Origin of the sequence: Halomonas llamarensis (assembly GCF_023555005.1) — a bacterium.
Taxonomy (GTDB): domain Bacteria; phylum Pseudomonadota; class Gammaproteobacteria; order Pseudomonadales; family Halomonadaceae; genus Vreelandella; species Vreelandella llamarensis.
Window position 1 is genome coordinate 1 of record NZ_JAMJPJ010000112.1, and the last position, 401, is coordinate 401.

At 64.8% G+C, this 401-nt stretch carries 1 protein-coding gene; it reads left to right on the forward strand.

Features of this window, described 5'->3' with window-relative positions; all coding sequences use genetic code 11:
- A partial coding sequence (locus M8006_RS17820) for a hypothetical protein (protein ID WP_250084570.1) occupies positions 1-401 on the forward strand: 401 nt, incomplete at both ends.

Here is a 401-nt window from a genome sequence, read left to right on the forward strand (position 1 = left end):
CAGGTGGCGCGACCCACCAGCGGGCGTACAACGCCCTGGGCCAGATCACCGCCCAGATCGACTGCTCCCAGCAGCGCACAACTTATAGCTATGACCGCCACGGCTACCTGGCCAGCGTCACCAATGCCCTAGGGGAAACCACCCGCACCCAGCACGACGAGATGGGCCGCCGCATCGCCACCCAGCGCCCCGACGGACTCTACTGGCACCACCATGTGGACTCTCTTGGGCGGCTGGTAGAACTGGAAGGCCCGCAAGGGTTTCGGCAGCAGGTCTTCTATGACGACCACGGCCGCCCGGTGCAGCGCATCGAGGCCGACGGCAGCCAACAGTTTACCACGTACGATGACATTGGCCGTCTCAGCGAACTCACGCTGGGCAACGGCGCCGTGTATCGCTTT